17 protein-coding genes are annotated in these 17,392 nt (G+C 73.2%); 9 read left to right on the top strand and 8 right to left on the bottom strand.

Going from position 1 to position 17,392, the window contains the following annotated elements:
- The first annotated feature begins 1 nt into the window (after window position 1).
- The 7 genes from ACZ4VF_RS01855 (at window position 2) to ACZ4VF_RS01825 (ending at window position 6,856) form a co-directional block, all read left to right on the top strand.
- Complete coding sequence (locus ACZ4VF_RS01855; protein WP_467922514.1) at window positions 2-1,951, top strand: fumarate reductase/succinate dehydrogenase flavoprotein subunit; 1,950 nt, start codon at window positions 2-4, stop codon at window positions 1,949-1,951.
- Complete coding sequence (locus ACZ4VF_RS01850) at window positions 1,948-2,697, top strand: succinate dehydrogenase/fumarate reductase iron-sulfur subunit (RefSeq protein WP_467922513.1); 750 nt, start codon at window positions 1,948-1,950, stop codon at window positions 2,695-2,697. The genes ACZ4VF_RS01855 and ACZ4VF_RS01850 overlap by 4 nt, the downstream gene beginning before the upstream one ends.
- A 102-nt stretch (window positions 2,698-2,799) precedes the next feature.
- Window positions 2,800-3,828 carry a hypothetical protein gene (locus tag ACZ4VF_RS01845; RefSeq protein WP_467922511.1) on the top strand — a complete coding sequence of 343 codons (1,029 nt, stop codon included), beginning with the start codon at window positions 2,800-2,802 and terminating at the stop codon, window positions 3,826-3,828.
- A 177-nt stretch (window positions 3,829-4,005) separates the two neighbouring features.
- Complete coding sequence (locus ACZ4VF_RS01840) at window positions 4,006-4,776, top strand: GNAT family N-acetyltransferase (protein WP_467922510.1); 771 nt, start codon at window positions 4,006-4,008, stop codon at window positions 4,774-4,776.
- The gene (locus tag ACZ4VF_RS01835; RefSeq protein ID WP_467922509.1) at window positions 4,776-5,612 is read left to right on the top strand and encodes a lysophospholipid acyltransferase family protein; all 837 of its coding nucleotides are present in this window, start codon (window positions 4,776-4,778) and stop codon (window positions 5,610-5,612) included. The genes ACZ4VF_RS01840 and ACZ4VF_RS01835 overlap by 1 nt, the downstream gene beginning before the upstream one ends.
- A 99-nt stretch (window positions 5,613-5,711) precedes the next feature.
- Window positions 5,712-6,272 (top strand): hypothetical protein, encoded by a 561-nt coding sequence (locus ACZ4VF_RS01830; protein WP_467922508.1) that lies wholly within the window; start codon window positions 5,712-5,714, stop codon window positions 6,270-6,272.
- Window positions 6,273-6,301: 29 nt separating this feature from the next.
- A complete protein-coding gene (locus tag ACZ4VF_RS01825) occupies window positions 6,302-6,856 on the top strand; it encodes a hypothetical protein (RefSeq protein ID WP_467922507.1) in 555 nt (184 codons plus the stop codon).
- A 42-nt stretch (window positions 6,857-6,898) separates the two neighbouring features.
- On the opposite strand, the gene ACZ4VF_RS01820 is transcribed toward ACZ4VF_RS01825, so the two are convergent.
- The 3 genes from ACZ4VF_RS01820 to ACZ4VF_RS01810 all read right to left on the bottom strand — a co-directional run bounded on the left by ACZ4VF_RS01820 (window position 6,899) and on the right by ACZ4VF_RS01810 (window position 10,530).
- Window positions 6,899-9,229 carry an ATP-binding cassette domain-containing protein gene (locus tag ACZ4VF_RS01820; protein ID WP_467922505.1) on the bottom strand — a complete coding sequence of 777 codons (2,331 nt, stop codon included), beginning with the start codon at window positions 9,227-9,229 and terminating at the stop codon, window positions 6,899-6,901.
- Window positions 9,230-9,258: 29 nt separating this feature from the next.
- Entirely contained in the window at window positions 9,259-9,453 is a 195-nt protein-coding gene (locus tag ACZ4VF_RS01815) for an antitoxin (RefSeq protein ID WP_467922504.1), read from the bottom strand.
- A gap of 75 nt (window positions 9,454-9,528) precedes the next feature.
- The gene (locus tag ACZ4VF_RS01810; protein WP_467922503.1) at window positions 9,529-10,530 is read right to left on the bottom strand and encodes an LLM class flavin-dependent oxidoreductase; all 1,002 of its coding nucleotides are present in this window, start codon (window positions 10,528-10,530) and stop codon (window positions 9,529-9,531) included.
- 158 nt (window positions 10,531-10,688) lie between these two features.
- On the opposite strand from ACZ4VF_RS01810, the gene ACZ4VF_RS01805 reads away from it, so the two are divergent.
- Window positions 10,689-11,180 (top strand): phosphatase domain-containing protein, encoded by a 492-nt coding sequence (locus tag ACZ4VF_RS01805; RefSeq protein ID WP_467923744.1) that lies wholly within the window; start codon window positions 10,689-10,691, stop codon window positions 11,178-11,180.
- 9 nt (window positions 11,181-11,189) lie between these two features.
- Here the strand turns inward: ACZ4VF_RS01805 and ACZ4VF_RS01800 are convergent, their stop codons facing one another.
- Window positions 11,190-11,405, bottom strand: a complete 216-nt coding sequence (locus ACZ4VF_RS01800; protein WP_467922502.1) for a dodecin — start codon at window positions 11,403-11,405, stop codon at window positions 11,190-11,192.
- Between the two features lie 216 nt (window positions 11,406-11,621).
- On the opposite strand from ACZ4VF_RS01800, the gene ACZ4VF_RS01795 reads away from it, so the two are divergent.
- Window positions 11,622-12,878: an extracellular solute-binding protein gene (locus ACZ4VF_RS01795; RefSeq protein WP_467922501.1), complete on the top strand. Its 1,257-nt coding sequence runs from the start codon at window positions 11,622-11,624 to the stop codon at window positions 12,876-12,878.
- A 32-nt stretch (window positions 12,879-12,910) separates the two neighbouring features.
- On the opposite strand, the gene egtD is transcribed toward ACZ4VF_RS01795, so the two are convergent.
- The 4 genes from egtD to egtA are packed head-to-tail and all read right to left on the bottom strand — an operon-like array spanning window position 12,911 to window position 17,320.
- Window positions 12,911-13,873, bottom strand: a complete 963-nt coding sequence (egtD, locus tag ACZ4VF_RS01790; protein WP_467922500.1) for an L-histidine N(alpha)-methyltransferase — start codon at window positions 13,871-13,873, stop codon at window positions 12,911-12,913.
- Window positions 13,870-14,649: an ergothioneine biosynthesis protein EgtC gene (gene egtC, locus ACZ4VF_RS01785; RefSeq protein ID WP_467922498.1), complete on the bottom strand. Its 780-nt coding sequence runs from the start codon at window positions 14,647-14,649 to the stop codon at window positions 13,870-13,872. Before egtC ends, egtD begins: the two co-directional genes overlap by 4 nt.
- Window positions 14,649-15,980, bottom strand: a complete 1,332-nt coding sequence (gene egtB / locus ACZ4VF_RS01780) for an ergothioneine biosynthesis protein EgtB (RefSeq protein ID WP_467922497.1) — start codon at window positions 15,978-15,980, stop codon at window positions 14,649-14,651. Before egtB ends, egtC begins: the two co-directional genes overlap by 1 nt.
- Window positions 15,977-17,320: an ergothioneine biosynthesis glutamate--cysteine ligase EgtA gene (egtA, locus tag ACZ4VF_RS01775; RefSeq protein WP_467922496.1), complete on the bottom strand. Its 1,344-nt coding sequence runs from the start codon at window positions 17,318-17,320 to the stop codon at window positions 15,977-15,979. Before egtA ends, egtB begins: the two co-directional genes overlap by 4 nt.
- Window positions 17,321-17,392: the final 72 nt, after the last annotated feature.

Genomic DNA, 17,392 nt, shown 5'->3' with positions numbered 1-17,392 from the left:
CATGACGACCTACGCCGACTACACGACCGGAACGCCGGTCACCGACACCAAGGCCCCCGACGGACCGATCCACGAACGCTGGGACAGGCGCCGCTTCGAGGCCAAGCTGGTCAACCCGGCCAACCGCCGCAAGCACACGGTCATCGTCGTGGGCACCGGCCTCGCCGGCGGCTCCGCGGGTGCCACCCTCGCCGAACAGGGCTACCACGTCGTCCAGTTCTGCTACCAGGACTCCCCGCGCCGGGCCCACTCCATCGCCGCGCAGGGCGGCATCAACGCGGCGAAGAACTACCGCAACGACGGCGACTCGGTCCACCGCCTGTTCTACGACACCGTCAAGGGCGGCGACTTCCGGGCCCGCGAGTCCAACGTGCACCGGCTCGCCCAGATCTCGGTCGAGATCATCGACCAGTGCGTGGCCCAGGGCGTGCCGTTCGCCCGCGAGTACGGCGGCCTGCTCGACACCCGCTCCTTCGGCGGCGTCCAGGTCTCCCGCACCTTCTACGCCCGCGGCCAGACCGGCCAGCAACTGCTCCTCGGCGCCTACCAGGCCCTCGGCAGGCAGATCGCCGCGGGCAACGTGGAGATGCACCCGCGCACCGAGATGCTGGACCTGATCGTCGTCGACGGGCGGGCCCGCGGGATCGTCGCCCGGGACCTGGTCACCGGGAAGATCGACACGTACTTCGCGGACGCCGTCGTCCTCGCCTCCGGCGGCTACGGCAACGTCTTCTATCTGTCGACCAACGCCATGAACTCCAACGCGACGGCGATCTGGCGGGCGCACCGGCGCGGCGCCTACTTCGCCAACCCCTGCTTCACCCAGATCCACCCGACCTGCATCCCGCGCACCGGCGACCACCAGTCCAAGCTGACGCTGATGAGCGAGTCGCTGCGCAACGACGGCCGGATCTGGGTGCCGAAGGCCCAGGGCGACACCCGCCCGCCGAACGAGATCCCCGAGGACGAGCGCGACTACTACCTGGAGCGCATCTACCCGTCCTTCGGCAACCTCGTGCCCCGCGACATCGCCTCCCGCGCCGCGAAGAACGTCTGCGACGAGGGCAGGGGAGTGGGCCCCGGCGGCCAGGGCGTCTACCTGGACTTCGCCGACGCCGTCGAGCGGATGGGCCGCAAGGCCGTCGAGGGCAAGTACGGCAACCTGTTCGACATGTACCAGCGGATCACCGACGAGGATCCGTACGAGGTGCCGATGCGGATCTACCCGGCCGTGCACTATACGATGGGCGGCCTGTGGGTCGACTACGACCTCCAGACCACCGTCCCCGGCCTGTTCGCCATCGGCGAGGCCAACTTCTCCGACCACGGCGCCAACCGGCTGGGTGCCTCCGCGCTGATGCAGGGCCTCGCCGACGGCTACTTCGTGCTGCCGGCCACCATCAACGACTACCTGGCCCGCACCCCCCACCAGGAACCGGTCACCGACGAACACCCCGTCGTCCAGGAGGTGCTGGCCGAGACCGAGGACCGGATCAACCTGCTGCTGGCCGTCGACGGCGACCGCACCCCGGACTCCTTCCACCGCGAACTCGGCGAGCTGATGTGGGAGTTCTGCGGCATGGCCCGCTCCGACACCGGGCTGCGCAAAGCCCTGGAGCGCATCCCGCAGATCCGCGAGGAGTTCTGGCGCCGCATCAGGGTGCCCGGCACCGGCGAGGAGTTCAACCAGTCGCTGGAGAAGGCCAACCGCATCGTCGACTACCTGGAACTCGCCGAGCTGATGTGCCTCGACGCGCTCCACCGCACCGAGTCCTGCGGCGGCCACTTCCGCGAGGAGTCCCAGACCCCGGACGGCGAGGCCGCCCGCAAGGACGACGCGTTCTCCTACGCCGCCGCCTGGGAGTTCACCGGTACCGGCGAGGCGCCCGTCCTGCACAGGGAAGACCTGGTCTTCGAGTACGTCCACCCCACCCAGCGGAGCTACGCATGAAGCTCACCCTGCGCGTCTGGCGGCAGAAGAACGCCGACGCCGAAGGAGCGATGTCCACCTACGAGGTGGACGACATCTCGCCCGACATGTCCTTCCTGGAGATGCTGGACGTCCTCAACGAACGGCTCATCCTCGCCGGGGAGGAGCCGGTCGCCTTCGACCACGACTGCCGCGAGGGCATCTGCGGCGCGTGCAGCCTCGTCATCAACGGCGACGCGCACGGACCGGAACGCACCACCACCTGCCAGCTGCACATGCGGTCCTTCCGGGACGGCGACACGATCGACATCGAGCCGTGGCGGGCGTCCGCGTTCCCGGTGATCAAGGATCTGGTGGTGGACCGGTCGGCCTTCGACCGGATCATGCAGGCCGGCGGTTACATCACCGCGCCGACCGGGTCCGCGCCGGAGGCCCACGCCACCCCGGTGCCGAAGGCCGACGCCGACTTCGCGTTCGAACACGCCGAGTGCATCGGGTGCGGGGCGTGTGTGGCCGCGTGCCCGAACGGCGCGGCGATGCTGTTCACCTCCGCCAAGGTCAACCACCTCAACGTGCTGCCCCAGGGGGCGCCCGAGCGGGAGACGCGGGTGCTGGACATGGTGGCGCAGATGGACGCGGAGGGCTTCGGCGGGTGCACGCTGGCCGGTGAGTGCGCCACCGCCTGCCCCAAGGGCATTCCGCTGATGTCGATCACGAGCATGAACAAGGAGTGGCTGCGGGCCGCCCGGAAGGCGGGCAAGCGGTAGCCGTCACCACCCGAGGACGTTCGCCGGACGGAGGCGGGCGGGCGGGGCCGGGAGGTGCTCCCCGGCCCCGTCTGGTGTTCCGGGCCCTTGTAGGCTCCCCGCATGATCTTCGAAACGAGGGGGAGGGGGCGGTTCCTCGACGCGGTGGCCGGTTTCGAGGCCGCCGTACGCGCGCAGGACGCCGACCGTTCGCTGCAGCACTTCCAGGAACTGCACCGGTACTTCGGCGAGGCGGATGACCAGGAGTTCCGGGAGGCCGGGCCACGCCTCGCAGCGATTCTGGACGAGATGCCGGCCGCACCCCGCGCCACCGTCGCCGTGCTCGTCGGCGCGTGCGTCGAACGCGGCGCCGACCCCACCGCCTGCGCACCCCGGGTCCTCGCCGGCCTCGACGGAGCCCTCGACGGCGCCCGGGAGTTCTGCGACCGCTGGGCGGCCACCGGCGGCGGCGACTTCCCCGACCCGCAGGCCGAGGAGCCGCCCGAGGACCTCCTCGACCGGGTCGGCCAGGACCAGGCCATCGCCTGGCTCACTCTCCACCACTGGGAGATGGCCTCCGTCGCCATGCTCAACCACGCCGCCGTCCGCACCGCCCTCGACGCCGGCACCCGCGCCCGCCTGTTCCGGACGCTGCGCTCGGTGGAGGAGGCCTCCGGTCACGACTTCAAGTGCCTGGCCTACGCCCTGCTCGTCCTGGACGACGAACCGCTGGTCGTGCTGCACCGCCCCACCGGCACCGGTTACGCGCTGCGCATGAGCGGTATCGGCGACATCTTCCAGCTGCACACCCTGCTCGCCGACGTCCTGATCGGCGGCGGCCACCTGCCCGGACGCGCCCCCTCCGCCGAGGAGGCCGCCGTCTGCCGGGACCGGCCCGGTCAGGTGGACACCACCGGGTCCTTCAACCTCGTCACCCCGTCCGGCGACTGGGTGTGGAACGAGGGCACCCCCTCCGACATCCCCGTCGTGGACGGCGTACGACTGCTCGTCCTGGACCCGCCGCCGTACGAGCGGAGCTGGCCCGCCGGCCGGTTCTTCCCGCACATGACGGGTGACCTCGTCCTGGAGCGGGTGCTCGACGCGGAGGAGGCCGGACGGCTGCTCGCCGGATGCGTGGCCAAGGACGGCTGACCCCGGCGTTCACCCGTGGCCGAGGACGGCTGATCCCGGCGTTCACCACCCCCACATCCGCTCTCCCGGCATCCGTCACGCGCACGCCAACCGGCGTCGGAAGAACAGGAGCGGCAGGCCGTACGCACCCGGCCCGCCGCCCCCGTCGCCGACCCGGCCCGTGCCCAGGAGAGAGCCATGACCGGCGTGACCACCCTCGACCGCCCCCCGCAGCCCGCGGCGCCCACCCGCTACACCGTCACCCTCGCCCGTGACGAGGCCGACGTGCGTGCCGCGCAGCGGCTGCGGCACGACGTCTTCGCCGGGGAGATGGGGGCCCTGCTGGCCACCGCCGAGCCGGGGCACGACGTCGACGCCTTCGACGCCTACTGCGATCACCTCCTCGTCCGCGAGGAGGTGACCGGGCAGGTCGTCGGCACTTACCGGCTGCTGCCCCCGGAGCGGGCCGCGGTCGCCGGCCGGCTCTACTCCGAGGGCGAGTTCGACCTCGCCGCCCTCAACGGGATCCGGCCCGGCCTGGTCGAGGTCGGCCGCTCCTGCGTCCACCCCGACCACCGCGACGGCGCCGTCATCGGCCTCGTCTGGGCCGGGATAGCCCGCTACATGACCGACCGGGGCCACGAGTGGCTGGCGGGCTGCTGCTCCGTGCCGCTCGCCGACGGCGGCGCCCTCGCCACCGGCACCTGGGAGCGGGTGCGCGACAGGCACCTGGCGCCCGAGGAGCTCCGGGTCCGCCCGCTGCTGCCCTGGGTCCCGAACACCCAGGTCCCGGCCGGCCGCACCGACCTCCCGGCGCTGCTGCGCGGCTACCTCCGGCTGGGCGCCTGGGTGTGCGGAGAGCCCGCGCACGACCCCCACTTCGGGGTCGCCGACCTGTACGTCCTGCTGTCGATGCGCCGGGTCGACCCGCGCTACCTGCGGCACTTCCTCTCCCTCGTCCCGGCCTGATGAGCGTCTGGCTGCCCACCGCGCCCTGCACCCCGGGCGCCTGCGTGGAGCCGGTCCGGGCCGTCGCCGCCGTACCCCGTGCCGTGCTGCGGCTGGCCGCGGTCGCGGTCCTGCTGCTGGCCGGGGTCGCGCTGTCCCCGCTCGGCGGGACGATCCCCGCGGAGTGGGTCAGGCGCTGGTGCCGGATGATCGTGCGGGCCGTCGGGGTCCGGGTCCGCATCACCGGAGCCGCCCCGCAGGGCGGCGGGCTGCTGCTGGTCGCCAACCACGTCTCGTGGCTGGACGTCCCGCTGCTCGCCGCCGTACGCCCGGCCCGGATGCTCGCCAAGACCGAGGTCCGGCGGTGGCCCGTGGCGGGCGCGCTCGCGGCGCGCGGCGGGGCCCTGTTCATCGAGCGGGACCGGCTGCGCGCCCTGCCCGGCACGGTCGCCGAGATCGCCGGCGCCCTCGGCGCGGGCGCGGCCGTGACCGCCTTTCCCGAGGGCAGCACCTGGTGCGGGCGCGCCCACGGCCGCTTCCGCCGGGCCGTGTTCCAGGCCGCGCTGGACGCGGGCGTGCCCGTCCAGCCCGTCGGCCTGCGCTACCGGCGGCTGGGCGGCGGGTCCGGCACCGCGGCGGCCTTCGTCGGTGAGGACACCCTGCTGGCGTCCCTGTGGCGGGTGGCCCGGACCCGGGGTCTGGTCGCCGAGGTGGAGGTCCACCCGCTGATCCGGCCGGGCACCCACGCCGACCGCCGGTCCCTCGCCGGCGTGGCCCAGCCGGCCGCCCCCCCCCAGCCCGCCTGGACCCACGCCGCCCTGGTCACCGCCCCACGGGCCCCGGTGCCGTACGCGTAACCACCACTTCTCGCGTGCACGCAGATCTTGAATGCGTAGAAATGCCGCAAAAGGGAATTCGGTGAGTGCACATCACTACTCCCTGAGGAGCGTGTGCCCATGTCTACGGGAACGCTTCTGGCGATCATCATTCCGATCGTGGTGGTGATCGCCCTGGCCGCTGTGGCGGTCTCACTGCTGATGCGTCGCCGTCACCTCCAGGAGCGCTTCGGCCCGGAGTACCAACGGACGGTCGAGGGGTCCGACAGCCGGTTCGCCGCCGAGCGTGAGCTGCGGGAGCGCGAGAAGCGGCACGACTCGCTGGACATCAAGGCGCTGCCCCCCGTCTCACGGGACCGCTACACGCGGGAGTGGACCAGTGTCCAGGAGGAGTTCGTCGACCGGCCGGAGGACGCGGTGCACGACGCGGACCGGCTGGTGACCTCCCTGATGCACGAGCGCGGGTATCCGACCGAGGGGTACGAGCAGCAGATGAGGGACCTCTCGGTGGAGCACAGCTCCACGCTGGAGCACTACCGGGCCGCGCACGAGGTGGAGGCCCTCTCCACCCGCAAGCAGGCGACGACCGAACAGCTGCGGGGCGCCATGGTGCACTACCGCGCCCTGTTCGACGAGTTGCTCTCCGACGGCGGCGGCCGGGCGCAGCCCGCCCGGCCCTGACCGCGATCACCACTCCGCACGGAGGAACCATGCACACGAACGACGACGCGGGCCGCGCCACCGGCGATCTGTCGACCGAGGACCTCGCCCAGCCGACGGCCACGGGTGCGGACGCCGAGCCGGAGGAGACCTCTCCGGGGGCCCCGGTGTATCCCGGTGAGAGCACCGAGACCCAGAGCGCGAGCGACACGTCCGTCGCCGGCGGAGCCGGGGCCGAGGCCCCGGCCGAGCCCCTGGCCGAAACCTCGGCCGACACGTCGGGGACCGCGCAGGCCCCGGCGGCCACGGGTGCTCCGGGCGCCTCGGACGACGAGGCTCCGCAGTTGCTGACGGACGACGACGAGCGGGCCTTCCGCGACCGCTGGCAGGCGATCCAGAACCGGTTCGTGGACGACCCGCGCGAGGCCGTGCACGACGCCGACGCCCTGGTCGCGGACGTCATGCAGACCCTGGCCTCCACCTTCGCCCAGCACAAGAGGGACCTGGAGAGCCAGTGGGGCGAGGGCGAGAAGGTGGACACCGAGGAACTCCGGGGAGCGCTGCGGCGCTACCGGTCCTTCTTCAACCGCCTGCTCAGCACCTGAGCCGCGCCTCGACCGCGCCTCGCCCACGGCGCCCCGCCCGGCTCAGGGCATGACCCGCGCCAGGTAGGGCGCCGTGGCGCTGCCCTCGGCCCGGGCCACCCGGGCCGGCGGGCCGGCCGCCACGATCCGGCCGCCCCGGTCACCTCCGCCCGGGCCCAGGTCGATCACCCAGTCGGCGCCCGCGACCACCGTCATGTCGTGCTCCACCACCACGACCGTGTGCCCGGCGTCGACCAGCCCGTGCAGCCGGTCCATCAGCACCTCGACATCGGCCGGGTGCAGTCCGGTCGTCGGTTCGTCCAGCAGGTACACGGTGTGGCCCTGGCGCCCGCGCTGGAGTTCGCTCGCCAGCTTGATCCGCTGCGCCTCCCCGCCGGACAGCTCGGTCGCCGGCTGGCCGAGCCGCAGATAACCGAGGCCCACGTCGAGCAGGGTGCCGAGGCTGCGGGCGGCGGCCGGGGTGTCCGCGAAGAACTCCGCGGCGGCCTCCACGGTCAGGTCCAGCACGTCGGCGATGCTCCGTCCCCGGTACTCCACCTGGAGCGTACGGGGGTTGTAGCGGGCGCCGCCGCAGTCGGGGCACGGCGCGTAGGTGCTGGGCAGGAACAGCAGCTCCACGCTGACGAACCCCTCGCCCTGGCAGGTCTCACAGCGCCCGCCGGCCACGTTGAAGGAGAACCGGCCCACCCCGTACCCCCGCGCCCGCGCCTCCTCGGTGCCGGCGAACACCTTCCGTACGACGTCGAACAGGCCCGTGTAGGTGGCCAGGTTGGATCGGGGGGTGCGCCCGATGGGCTTCTGGTCGACCCGGACCAGCCGCTCGACACCCGGCACCTCCTCGGTCAGCTCGCCGACGAGCGTGGACTTCCCGGAGCCGGAGACACCGGTGACCGCCGTGAACGCGCCGACGGGGAAGCCCGCCGTCACCCCGCGCAGGTTGTGCCGGGTCGCCGGCCCCACCGTCAGCCAGCCGCGCGGCTCGCGGACCTCGCGGGCCGGCCCGGGCGACTCGTCGAAGAGGAACACGGCCGTCGCCGACTCCTCCACCGAGGCCAGCTCGGCCGGCGGCCCGCTGTACAGCACCCGTCCGCCGTGTTCGCCCGCCCCGGGTCCCACGTCGACCACCCAGTCCGCGGCGCGCACCACCTCCAGGTGGTGTTCCACCACGAACACCGAGTTCCCGGCCGCCTTGAGCCGCTCCAGCACGGTCAGCAGCGCCTCGGTGTCCGCCGGGTGCAGTCCGGCGGACGGTTCGTCCAGCACGTAGACGACACCGAAGAGACCGGAGCGCAACTGGGTGGCGAGCCGCAGCCGTTGCAGCTCGCCCGCCGAGAGGGTGGGGGCGGCCCGGTCCAGGCTGAGGTAACCGAGGCCCAGCTCGACCACCGGCGCGATCCGGGACCTCAGGTCGGCCGTGAGCACCCTGGCCGTCTCGCCGCCGCCGTCGAGCAGCCCCGCGAGGTCGGTCAGCGGCAGCGCGGCCAGCTCGGCGATCGTCCGGCCCCCGAAGGTCACCGCGAGTGCCTCGGGCCGCAGCCGGCTGCCCCCGCAGGCCGGGCAGGGCGCGCTGGTCAGGAAGCGTTCCGCCTTCGCCCTGAGGGTCGCCGACCTCGTGTCGGAGAAGGTCTTGAGGACGTACCGCCGGGCGCTCGTGTAAGTGCCCTGGTACGGCCGTTGGATGCGGTCGGCGTCCCGGACCGGGTGCACGGTGACGACCGGCTGCTCGTCGGTGAACAGGATCCACTCGCGCTGCTCGGCGGGCAGGTCCCGCCAGGGCCGGTCCACGTCGTACCCGAGCGTGTCCAGGATGTCCCGCAGGTTCTTGCCCTGCCAGGCGCCCGGCCAGGCCGCGACGGCGCCCTCGCGGACGGACAGCGAGGGATCCGGGACCAGCAGCTCCTCGGTGGTGTCGTGCACCCGGCCGAGACCGTGGCACCCGGGGCAGGCGCCGGCGGCCGTGTTCGGCGAGAACGCGTCCGAATCGAGCCGCTCGGCACCGGGCGGGTAGGTGCCGGCGCGCGAGAACAGCATGCGCAGCGAGTTGGAGAGGTTGGTGACCGTGCCCACCGAGGAACGCGAGGTGGGGGCCGCGCGCCGCTGCTGCAGGGAGACCGCGGGCGGCAGGCCGGTGATCTCACCGACCCTGGGGGCCCCGACCTGGTGGATCAGCCGGCGCGCGTACGGCGCCACCGACTCGAAGTACCGTCGCTGGGCCTCGGCGTAGACCGTGCCGAACGCCAGGGAGGACTTGCCCGAGCCGGAGACGCCGGTGAACACCGCCAGTACGTCACGGGGGATGTCCACGTCGACACCCTTGAGGTTGTGCTCACGGGCGCCGCGGACGCGGACGTACGGGTCGTGGGGGCTGTGCATCGGGGGGATACTCTAGCCGCCCCCGTGCGCTACGACCGCGGAGGGTCGTTCCGGTCCTGCCGGGTGCCGAACTCGTCCCTGAGCCGGTCCTGCCCGGTGTCGACCTGCGACCGGTACTTGTTCCCGGTGCGCTGGTCGAGGTAGTCCCCGCCCTTGTCGATGCCCTTGTCGGCCGTGCTCTCGTGGCCCTTGAGCATGTCCTTGATCTTGTCCATGAAGGACATGGCAGCCCTCCTCGTCGCTTCCTGGCTTGCCATCCCAGGGTCACCGCCCCGGGCCGGGACCGCATCCCGAACCGCTCACCCGCCGAAGAGCGCGGCGAGCCGGCGGTAGGAATCCCGCAGCGCCGTGCGGTCGTAGGTGCTGGTGGTGACGAGTACCTCCTGCGCGCCCGTCTCCTTCAGCACCGTCTCCAGCTCGTGGGCGACCTCTTCGGCGGTGCCGGCGATGTGCCCGGCGAGACCGGACTCGTAGAAGCCCCGTTCCCTCGCGGTCATCGTGCGGGCCTCGACCTCCTCGGCGGGGGCGAGCGGCGGGAAGGTGCCGTGCGTGCGGGAGTACGCCATCGACCACGCCTCCGGGACCAGCAGCCGGCGCGCCTCCTCCGTGGTGCCGGCGACGGCGACCGTGCCGGAGACGACCACGTACGGCTCGGCCGCCCAGGGGGAGGGGCGGAACAGGGAGCGGTACCGGTCGATCCCGCGCAGCATCTTCTCGCGGCCGCGCAGATCACCGATGACCATGGGCAGGCCCGCGCGGGCCGCGATCTCCGCGCCCTCGCCCATGGCCAGCACGAACGGCGGCACGGTCAGCCCCTCCGCGGGGCGCGCGTGCACCCCGGACGGCGAGCCGCCCGTGAACCAGTCCAGCAGCTCCCCGAGCTGCGCCGCGAAGTCCTCCGCGTCCCCCTTGTCCCGGCCGAGCGCCCGGCGCACCCCGTCCGTGAAACCGACGGAACGGCCGAGCCCCATGTCGACGCGCCCCGGGAACAGCGCCTCCAGCACCCCGAACTGCTCGGCGACGACCAGTGACCGGTGGTTGGGCAGCATGACCCCGCCGGTGCCGACCCGGATGGTGCGGGTGGCCGCGGCGACCGCGGCGGCGAGCACGGTCGGCGCGGAGCCGGCCACCCCCGGCACCCCGTGGTGCTCGGAGACCCAGAACCGGTGGTAGCCCAGCGCCTCCGCCTCCCGGGCCAGCGCGACGGTGTCTCGCAGCGCCTCGGCGGGCGGACGGCCCTCACGGGTGCGGGAGCGGTCGAGGACGGAGAACCGGGTGCGGCTGATCACTGAGCTGCTCACGCAGGGTTCAACACCCTGACGGGCCGGGGATTCCCGCGCGGATCCGGCTCCCGGGTGCCGGGCACGAGATTTCCGTAATGAACGCCGGCTCCGTCGTGCTCCGCGTCGCCGCCGGCGCCCAGGTGGCCGGGGCCTCCGGGCTGGCTAGGGTGGCCGGTGTGACAGACAGCAGCAGGCGCCCGCTCGCCGTGTTCGACCTCGACAACACGCTGGCCGACACCGCCCACCGCCAGCACTTCCTGGAGAGCCGGCCGCGGGACTGGGGCGCGTTCTTCGCCGCCGCGCCCCAGGACCCGCCGATCGACGAGGGCGTGGCGCTGGCCGTGGAGAGCGCCGGCGCGTGCGAGGTCCTCTACCTCACCGGCCGTCCCGAGCGGTGCCGCCGCGACACGCTGGACTGGCTCGCGGCCCATGGCCTGCCCGAGGGGCGCCTGTTCATGCGGAGCAACGCCGACCGCAGGCCGGCCCGGTTCACCAAGCTGGAGATCCTGCGCCGGCTCGCCCGGGACCGGGAGGTCCGGGTGCTGGTGGACGACGACGAGCTGGTGTGCGACGACGCGGAACGCGCCGGGTTCACCGTCGTACGGGCCCGCTGGGCCGCGCAGTCGGCCGCGCTGCGGGAGGCGCAGGAGCGGGAGGGGCGTACCTGACGGGGCGGGTCACTCGTCGTCCTCGATGCGGAAGCCCACCTTGAGGCACACCTGCCAGTGCTCCACCTGCCCGTCCCCCAGCTGGCCGCGGATCTGCGTCACCTCGAACCAGTCGAGGTTGCGCAGGGTCCGGCCGGCGCGTTCGATGCCGTTGCGGATGGCCTGGTCGACGCCCTCGTGAGAGCTGCCGACGATCTCGGTGAGCCGGTAGGTGTGGTGGGTCATGAGGGGGCTCCTCTCCGCGCGGGTGTCACGCCGTACTCCACCGTGCCGCATCCCCGCCCGGCCCGCACGGCGTCACGGCCGAACCGCCGTAGCCCTTGACCTCCGCATTGGTCCATACCAAAATCCACCACACCCGTACGAGCCCCGCGCTCGTCCCCCCACGTCGGGCCCCCCTTCCCTGTCCCAGCACCCCAGCCAGACAGAACAGGACCCCTCGTGAGACGTCGTCTGCTCGCCCTCGTGTGTGTCACCGGAACCCTCGTCAGCGGCTGCGGGATGCTGCCCGGCGACCACGAGCGGAAGACCGTCACCGTGTGGCTGATGAAGGACAGCGCCTCCAGGGAGTTCCTGCAACGGTTCACCGAGGACTTCGAACGCACCCACGAGGACCTGCGCCTCGACATCCGCATCCAGGACTGGACCGGCATCGTCCAGAAGGTCCGCACCGCGCTCAAGGCGGACTCCGGCGACGGCCCGGACGTCATCGAGGTCGGCAACACCCAGGTGCCGCTGTACGCGGACGGTGGCCGGCTCGCGGACCTCACGCTGGAGTCGATGCGGGACTGGGGCAAGGAGAAGTGGCTGCCCGGTCTCGCCCAGCCCGGCAAGGACGGCAACAAGCAGTACGGCATCCCCTGGTACGCGGCCAACCGGGTCGTCATCTACCGCAAGGACCTGTTCGAGCAGGCCGGCATCACCCGTCCGCCGGAGACCCGCGACGCATGGCTCACGGCCACCGAGAAGCTCGACTCCGGCGGCAACCAGGGCATCTACCTCGCCGGACAGGACTGGTACACGCTCTCCGGCTTCATCTGGGACGAGGGCGGCGACCTCGCCCGGGAGAAGGACTACGCCTGGCAGGGCACCCTGGACACCCCGGCCGCCCTGCGCGGCATGGACTTCTACCGCAGGCTCCAGGCGCTCGGCCGGGGCCCCGCGGACGCCGACGAGGAACACCCGCCGCAGGCCGGAGTGTTCGCCGAAGGCCGGGTCGCCCAGATCATCGCCGTACCCGGACTCGCCCAGTCGGTCCTCCGGAAGACCCCGGAACTGAAGGGCAGGCTCGGCTTCTTCCCCGTCCCCGGCAGGACCGCCGGGCGGCCCGGCGCCGTCTTCACCGGCGGCTCCGACCTGGTCGTCCCGCGCAACACCGACGACCAGTTCGCCGCGACCGCCGTCGTCGCGGCGCTCACCGGCGCCAAGTGGGACACCGAACTCGCCCGCACCATGAACTACGTGCCCAACAAGACCACGCTGGCCGGCGCGGTCGCGGACGAGGAGGGGGTCGCCGCCATGGCCGCGGGCGCGGCGCACGGCAGGGCGACCCCCACCACCCCTCAGTGGGCCGACGTGGAGGCCGACAACCCGATCAAGGAGTACATGACCCGGGTGCTGAAAGGCGCGGACCCGGCGACCGAGGCCCGCCGCGCCTCACGGAAGATCACCGAGGCGCTCGCCCCCGACGTGGGCTGACCGCACGGTCACGGCCGCCGCAGGGGCCCGGCTCACCCGGCCACGCTCAGCGACAGCGCGAAGCGGTCCTGCGCGTCCGTCCACCAGTGGGTCAACCGGAGTCCGGCCGCGGCCAGTTCCGCCGTCACGCCGTCCTTGCGGAACTTGGCCGACACCTCGGTGCGCAGTTCCTCGCCCGCCGCGAAGTCCACGGCGAGACCCAGGGCGGGCACCTTCACCGTCTGCGCGGTCCGGGAGCGCAGCCGCATCTCGATCCACTCCCGCTCGGCGTCCCACACGGCCACGTGGTCGAAGGCGTCCGGGTCGAAGTCGGCGCCCAGTTCACGGTCGACCACGGCCAGCACGTTCTTGTTGAACGCGGCCGTCACCCCGGCCGCGTCGTCGTAGGCCGGGACCAGCACCGACTCGTCCTTGACCAGGTCCGTGCCGAGCAGCAGCCCGTCGCCCGGGGCGAGCAGCGAGCGCACCGAGGCCAGGAACGCGGCGCGTTCGGCGGGCAGCAGGTTGCCGATCGTGCCGCCGAGGAACGCCACGAGCCGGGGTCCCGGTGTCGCGGGCAGGGTCAGCGGGGCGGTGAAGTCGGCGATCAGCGCGTGGACGTCGAGGTCCGGGCGCTCCTCGATCAGGGCCTGCCCGGCCTGGACGAGGGCGCTCTCGCTGACGTCGACCGGGACGTAGACGGCGAGCGAGGAGAGGGCGTCGATCAGATAGCGGGTCTTCTCCGAGGAGCCCGAGCCCAGTTCGACCAGGGTACGGGCACCGCTCGCCGCGGCGATCTCACCGGCCCGCGCGGCGAGGATCTCCCGCTCGGCCCGCGTGGGGTAGTACTCGGGCAGCCCGGTGATCTGCTCGAACAGCTCGCTGCCGCGGGCGTCGTAGAACCATTTGGGCGGCAGCCATTTCGGGGTGACGGTGAGGCCGTGCAGGACGTCGGCGCGCAGCGCGGCGTCCGTCGCGTCCTCGGGGAGGGTACGGGTGACGTGCAGGGGGCTCAACGGCAGGGCTCCTTCGGGGTTGCGGCCGCCGGATCCTCCAGCGGGGCGAGCAGCACGCCGGCGCGGCTCGCGGTGAGCACGGTGCGGTCGGGGACCTCCTGCCAGAGCGGGTCGTCGTCGTACGGCTCCGAGGCGACGACCGTGCTCCGGCCGGGCTCCGTGCGGTACCAGAGCGAGTCGCCCCACGCGGTGGCGGCGATCGTGGTTCCGTCGGTCAGCAGCAGGTTGAGACGGGAGGCGGGGGCGGCGGCGGCCAGTCGGCGCACCGCTTCGCCCAAGGCCTGGTCGGGTTCGTCGCCGCCGCGCAGGCGGTGCAGGACGAGTGCCCAGACGAACGCCGAGTCGGTGCGGGCCTGGAGCGACAGCAGGTCGACCGGCGGCAGCGCGGTCACCAGGGGCGCGGCCGACTCCGGCCAGCCCGCTATCGCCCCGTTGTGGCTGAACAGCCACCGGCCGGCCGCGAACGGCGCCGCCGCGGCCTCGGCGTCCGCCCCGGCGAGGGTCGCGTCCCGGACGGCCGCGAGCACGGCACCCGAGCGCACGACCCGGGCCAGGTCGGCGAAGGACAGGTCGGCCCAGATCGGTCCGGCCCGCCGGTAGCGGGCCGGGACGGGGTCCTCCGAGGTGTACCAGCCCACCCCGAAACCGTCGGCGTTGACCGTCCCGTGCCGCTGCCGGCGCGGCGCCCACGACTGGCGGACCAGACTGTGCGGGGGCTCCGCGAGGACCTGGCCGAGCGGCGCCTCGGGCCCCAGGTAGGCGAGGTGTCGGCACATCAGACGCCCTCCGAGCGGGCGGTGCGGAACCCGGAGAAGATCTGCCGGCGGATCGGGTAGTCCCAGTTGCGGAACGTGCCCCGGCAGGCCACCGGGTCCACGGCGAACGAACCACCGCGCAGCACCTTGTACTCCGGTCCGAAGAACACCTCGGAGTACTCCTTGTACGGGAAGGCCTGGAAACCCGGGTACGGCAGGAAGTCGCTCGCCGTCCACTCCCACACGTCGCCGATCAACTGGCGTACCCCCAGCGGCGACTCACCGGCCGGGTAGCTGCCGGCCGGGGCGGGCCTGAGGTGCCGCTGGCCCAGGTTGGCGTGCTCGGGCGCCGGGTCGGCGTCGCCCCACGGGAAGCGCCGGGAGCGGCCGGTCACGGGGTCGAAGCGGGCCGCCTTCTCCCACTCCGTCTCGGTCGGCAGCCGCCGCCCGGCCCAGCGGGCGTAGGCGTCCGCCTCGTACCAGCACACGTGCAGCACCGGCTCGTCCGGCGGGACCGGCTCCGTGATCCCGAACCGGCGCCTGAGCCACTGGCCGCCGTCCCGCCGCCAGTACAGCGGGGCCGTGACGGAGTGCTGCCTGATGTGCGCCCAGCCCTCCGGCGACCACCAGCGCTCGGTGTCGTAGCCGCCGTCCTCGATGAACGCCTGGTACGCCGCGTTCGTCACCGGGGTCGTGTCGATCCAGAACGGCGCCACCTCCCGCGGGTGCGCCGGGCGTTCGTTGTCCAGCGCCCAGGGCTCACCGGAGGTGCCCATGGTGAAGGGGCCGCCCGGGACGAGGACTTCGGCCGGGCCGGTGAACAGCGGAAGCGGCTCCGGATCAGGGGCGGTCAGGGCCTGCGGCCCCTTCCGCAGCTGATGGGTGATCAGCATCGTCTCGTCGTGCTGCTGTTCGTGCTGGGCGACCATGCCGAAGGCGAAGCCGGCCTCCGTCAGCCGGGTGCCGTGGAAGTCCGCCGCCTCCAGCAGGTCCAGCACCCGGCCGCGGACCTCGGCCGCGTACCGGCGGGCCTCGGCGGGCGCCAGCAGCGGCAGCGAGGGCCGCTCGGCCCGCGGATGCTCGAAGGCGTCGTACAGGCTGTCGATCTCCGGCCGCATCGCCTCCCGGCCGCCGACCGCCCGCAGCAGCCACAGCTCCTCCTGGTTGCCGATGTGCGCCAGGTCCCACACCAGCGGGGACATCAGCGGGGAGTGCTGGGCGGTGAGGTCCGGTTCCTCGACACAGGAGGTCAGCAGCGTGGTGCGGTCACGGGCGGTGGTGAGGGAGGCCAGTGCGCGCTCCCGCAGGGCCTCGGTGTCCGTCGGCGTGGTCTCCGTCTCGGGGGCGGTCATGTACGGATGTCCTTCCTCCGGTGGGCGGTGGGGGTGTCCCCGGCCGGGCCGGAACGGGGCGGGTCGGCGGCGGGCAGCCGGTCCAGCAGGTCGTCGGCCGGACAGCGGCCCCGGGCGACGTAGCGTTCCCGGTACGCCGCCACGGCGTCGGTGATCCGGGTGGTGGCGCCGAGCCGGGGCAGCGCCTCCAGGGCGGCCGCGAAACAGGTGCCGGCGGCCTCGCGCAGCTCCGGGTCGGCGAGCCCGTGCCGGGCCGCGTCCACCCACAGCGGGTTGTGCGGTGCGGGGATGGTCAGGGCCCGCTCGGCCAGTGGTTTCACGGCCCGGTAGGCGGTCTCGGTGGCCTCCGGGTCGTCGAACAGCGCCGCCGTCACCGCGAGCGGCACCAGCCAGCCGTCCTCCCCGGGCTGTGCGTCGATCATCCGCAGCTCCAGATGACCGCGCGGCCGGACCGGCGGGAACAGGGTGGTCAGGTGGTAGTCGAGATCCTCCCGGGTGGGCGGCCGGGGGCCGCCGGAGCGCGTCCACTCCCGGAAGGTGAGCCCCTCGGGCACATCCCAGGGCCCGCTGTCCCGGCGGACGCACATCACCGGCGAGTCCAGCACGTGCCGGGCCCAGGTGGCCCGTGGCTCGCCGTGCAGCGGGGGAGCGCCGGCCCGGCCGGCACCGATCTCCATCCACATCAGCTGCCGGGTCGACTTCCAGCCGGTGGGCCGCCGGCCGAGCAGCGGCGAGTTGGCGAACGCGGCCACCAGGACCGCGCCCAGCAGGTGCGCCAGCCACCAGCGCCGGACGTGGCCCAGCGGGCCGGGCTCCTCGTGGCCGGCGTCCACGCAGACCTGGACGGACGCCGAGGCGCACATCATGTGCCGGCCGGCCGGACCGGTGCGGTCCAGGCAGGTCTCCATGGCGTCGTAACGGGGCTCGTGCAGGAACCTGCGCGGCGCGTGCCAGGGATCGTGGCCGATGCCCGCGAGCCCGAGACCGTCCTCGGCCAGCACGGCCCGGACGGCGTCCAGGTCGGCGGAGACGGTGTCGACGCACTCCATCAGGGAGGCGGCGGGCGGCGAGCTCAGCTCCAGCTGGCCTCCGGGTTCGACGGTGAACGCCGAACCGAGGGGTACGGTCCGCAGGGTGGCGTAGGCCGCTTCGAGTCGTTCGGGTGAGACGGGGAGCTGCGGCAGCTCCAGCGAGTGGACCAGCCACTCCAGCTCGACACCGAGGGTGCGGGGCGGCCCGGTCTTGAAGCAGATGCCCCGGACCAGGGCCTCCACCTCGGCCTCGGTGACGGCGGTGCGGTGGTTCGTACAGTCACCGCCGTCGCTCTGCGTGTCGGACATGTCGGGATCCTCCTGAAGTTCCTCCATGCCACCGGCCCGGGGTGTGGGCCGGACAGGCACTCGTCCCACCCA

The sequence above is a fragment of the Streptomyces sp. NPDC029151 genome (genome assembly GCF_055564315.1).
This window is presented reverse-complemented; position numbering and strand designations above follow the sequence as displayed.